Below are 3565 nucleotides of genomic sequence, written 5' to 3'. Positions count from 1 at the left end.
GATCGCCTTCTATTGCTTCATCTGCACGGCGGCCATGTTTGCGTTTACCCGCACGCCACTGGGCCGCATCCTGAACGCGGTGCGCGACAACCCCGAACGCGTGGAGTTCATCGGATACAACACGCAGCGCGTGCGCTACTACGCCTTCATCATTGCCGGTTTCTTCGCCGGTATAGGTGGCGGTCTGGCGGCCATCAATTCGGAAATCGTCACGGCGGAAGTGGTGAGCGGTGTGCGCTCGGGCAGCCTGCTGCTGTTCACCTTCCTGGGCGGGGCGACATTCTTCTTCGGCCCCATCATCGGCGCCGGCCTGCTGGTGATGGCGCTGATCCTGCTTTCAGAGCTCTCCATGGCCTGGCTGCTCTATGTAGGCCTGATCTTCCTCTTCATGGTGATGTATGCGCCCGGTGGTATCGCCAGCCTGATCATGATGAACTTGCGCGTGGCCTCTTTCGGCAAGCTGCGGGAATTGTGGGTGGGCTACCTGGGACTGGCCGTGACAGCGCTCACCGCGCTGGCCGGCGCGGCCGCCATGGTGGAAATGATTTACCACCTGCAGCTCAACGCGGCACTGGGCCCCGAACTCGGCTTCATGGGCGTGCGGCTCAACGCCACCAACCTCAACAGCTGGCTGGGCGCCGGCTTCGTGCTTGTCACCGGCCTGGGCCTGTTTGAGCTCACACGCCGGCAATTCCTCACGCAATGGGGCCAGATACAAAATGACATCGAGAAAGAAATCAAGCGAAGGGAATTACTGTGAGCCCCCACGCTCGTCACTTCGTGTACGTCGCTGCCCCCCGAGGGGGCGCTGCGCCTGCGGCCCGGCAAAGCCGGTTCCGCGGCCCTGGCTGGTGGGGAGGTTGATATGAACTATTCGCTTGAACTCAAAGACCTGCGCAAGAGCTTTGGCAAGACCGAAATCATCCGCGGCGCCAACCTGAAGGTGCAGGCCGGCGAGCGCGTCGCCATCATCGGGCCCAACGGCGCGGGCAAGTCCACGCTGTTCAATCTCATCAGCGGCCGTTTTGAGCCCACCAGCGGCGAAGTGTTGCTCAACGGCCAGCGCATCGACGGCAAAAAGCCGTTTGRAATCAACCGGCTGGGCTTGTCGCGCAGCTTCCAGATCACCAATATCTTCCCCAAACTCAGCGTGTTTGAAAACCTGCGCTGCGGCGTGCTGTGGAGCCTGGGCTACAAGTACACGTTCTTCCACTTCCTGGCCGACCTGGATGACGCCAACGAGCGCGCCGACGAGTTGATGGCCATGATCAAGCTCGACAAAAAGCGTGACGTGCTGGCCACCAACCTGACCTACGCCGAGCAGCGCGCGCTGGAAATCGGCATCACGATTGCAGGCGGCGCCAACGTCATCCTGCTGGACGAACCGACGGCCGGCATGAGCCGGTCCGAGACCAGCCGCTTCATCAACCTGATCAAGGAGGTCACCGTGGGCAAGACCCTGCTGACGGTGGAGCACGACATGGGCGTGGTGTTCGGCCTGGCCGACAAGATTGCGGTGGTGGTTTATGGCGAGATCATTGCCTACGACACGCCCGAGGCCGTGCGCGCCGACCAGCGCGTGCAAGAGGCGTATTTGGGCTCTTCAGTAGCAGACGCACAAGCTCACGGAGGAGGTCACTGATGCTCCATATCCAGAACCTCCACGCCTTCTACGGCAAAAGCCACGTACTGCACGGTGTCCATTTCGACGTGCAGCCCGGCCAGATCGTCGCCTTGCTGGGTCGCAACGGTTCGGGCCGCTCCACCACGGCCAAGGCCATCATGGGCCTGGTTGACTGCCAGGGCTCCATCCTCTGGAAGAAGCAGGAAATCGTCGGCAAGAAGGCCTACCAGATTGCCCACCTGGGCATAGGCTATGTGCCGGAAAACCGCGACATCTTCCCCAAGCTCACGGTGCACCAGAACCTTTTGTTGGGCCAAAAGGGCTCGGGCAAGGGTTCGCGCTGGTCGTTTGAGGACATGTACCAGATGTTCCCGCGCTTGCGCGAACGCCAGYACACCGAGGCCGGCGTGCTCTCGGGCGGCGAGCAGCAGATGCTCACGCTGTGCCGCACGCTGATGGGCGATCCCGACCTCATCATCATCGACGAGCCCACTGAAGGCCTTGCGCCCAAAATCGTTGAGCTGGTGGGGCAGTATTTGCAAACGCTGAAGGCCAAGGGCATCTCGGTGCTGCTGATCGAACAGAAACTGACGATTGCCATGGCGATTTCCGATCGCGCGCTGGTCATGGGCCACGGCAGCATCGTGTTTGACGGCACCCCCGACAGCCTGCGGGCTGATGCCTACATCCGCAAAGAGTGGCTCGAGGTGTAAAAAACGGTGTGGATCGTCCCCGGCTGTCACCGCAGGGACAAAAATAGACTGAACAGTCCATCCGGGGACTTGTGCCGTCACAAACGCCCCCTACAATGGAAAAAGAACGGTCGTACTTTTTTGTGCACCCGACCAGCGCGTGCCGGGCCGCAGCGCCAGCCGAGACAACCAAAAACTGAAACTCCATCAAGGAAAGAAGCAACGCAATGACCACCCTTTACGAAGTTCACGGCCCCGTCGCGCTCATCACACTGAGCAACCCACCCGTCAACGGCCTGGGCCACGCCACGCGCCTGAGCCTGACCGACAACATCCAGAAGGCCAATGCCGATGCCGCCATCAAGTCCATCGTGATCACCGGCGCAGGCAAAGCCTTTTCGGGTGGCGCCGACATCAAGGAGTTCGGCACGCCCAAGGCGCTGATCGAACCCAATCTGCTGAGCGTGATCCGCGCGGTCGAGAATTCCGGCAAGCCTATCGTCGCCGCGATCCATTCCGTCTGCATGGGCGGCGGCCTGGAATTGGCCCTGGGCTGCCACTACCGCATCGCCGCGCCTGGCACCAACGTGGCCTTACCTGAAGTCAAGCTCGGCCTGTTGCCTGGCGCCGGCGGCACGCAGCGCCTGCCGCGCGTGCTCGGCGTGGAACCGGCCCTGAACATGATCGTGAGCGGCGAACCCGTCAAGAGCGAACTGCTCGCGCAAATCCCCGGCCAGAAACTGTTCGACAAGCTTGCTGCCTCGCCCGAATCGCTGGCCCAGGAAGCCCTGGCCTTTGCCCAATCGATTTCCGACACCCGGCCGCTTCCGCTGGTGCGTGACCTGCGCGCCAAGCACCCCAATGGCGACGCTTATTTCCAGTTCGCCCGCAACATGGTCAAGGGCATGGCCAAGAACTTCCCCGCGCCGCTCAAGTGCGTGGACGCGGTCGAAGCAGCGACCAAGAAGAAATTCGAAGACGGCATGACTTTTGAGCGCGAGTGCTTCATCAACCTGATGTGGACACCCGAAAGCCGCGCGCTGCGCCATATCTTCATGGCTGAGCGTGCGGCCTCCAAGATCCCCGACGTGCCGGAAGACACGCCCAAGCGCGAGATCAATTCGGTGGCCGTGATCGGCGCCGGCACCATGGGCGGCGGTATCGCCATGAACTTCCTGAACGCCGGCATCCCGGTCAAGATTCTCGAGATGAAGCAGGAGGCCCTGGACAAAGGCCTCGGCATCATCAG

The 3565-nt window shown here is 61.7% G+C and carries 4 protein-coding genes; all 4 read left to right on the top strand.

The window, feature by feature from the left end; genetic code table 11:
• Positions 1–760 (top strand): ABC transporter permease subunit (locus AC1D1P_RS17825; RefSeq protein ID WP_477673887.1); only part of this gene is annotated, 760 nt, incomplete at its 5' end.
• A 105-nt stretch (positions 761–865) separates the two neighbouring features.
• Entirely contained in the window at positions 866–1642 is a 777-nt protein-coding gene (locus tag AC1D1P_RS17820) for an ABC transporter ATP-binding protein (protein ID WP_477673886.1), read from the top strand.
• Positions 1642–2337, top strand: a complete 696-nt coding sequence (locus tag AC1D1P_RS17815) for an ABC transporter ATP-binding protein (RefSeq protein ID WP_477673885.1) — start codon at positions 1642–1644, stop codon at positions 2335–2337. The genes AC1D1P_RS17820 and AC1D1P_RS17815 overlap by 1 nt, the downstream gene beginning before the upstream one ends.
• Positions 2338–2543: 206 nt before the next feature.
• A partial coding sequence (locus tag AC1D1P_RS17810) for an enoyl-CoA hydratase-related protein (protein WP_477673884.1) occupies positions 2544–3565 on the top strand: 1022 nt, incomplete at its 3' end.

The sequence above is a fragment of the Polaromonas sp. P1_E1_2 genome (genome assembly GCF_056406035.1).
Note: the sequence above shows the minus strand (reverse complement) of the source record. Positions and strands in the feature narration are given on the sequence as shown.